Consider the following 237-nt stretch of genomic DNA (forward strand, 5'->3'; position numbering starts at 1 on the left):
TAGAGTGCCCTTTCGTAGCAACTAATGACAAGGGTTGCGCTCGTTGCGGGACTTAACCCAACATCTCACGACACGAGCTGACGACAGCCATGCAGCACCTGTGTACTGGTTCTCTTTCGAGCACTCCCCAATCTCTCGGGGATTCCAGCCATGTCAAGGGTAGGTAAGGTTTTTCGCGTTGCATCGAATTAATCCACATCATCCACCGCTTGTGCGGGTCCCCGTCAATTCCTTTGA

At 52.3% G+C, this 237-nt stretch carries 1 rRNA gene; it reads right to left on the minus strand.

Features of this window, described 5'->3' with window-relative positions:
- Positions 1-237, minus strand: a 16S ribosomal RNA gene (locus tag GYK42_RS29805); the annotation flags it as partial.

It is taken from the genome of Janthinobacterium lividum (genome assembly GCF_011601275.1).
Lineage (GTDB): Bacteria > Pseudomonadota > Gammaproteobacteria > Burkholderiales > Burkholderiaceae_D > Janthinobacterium > Janthinobacterium lividum_E.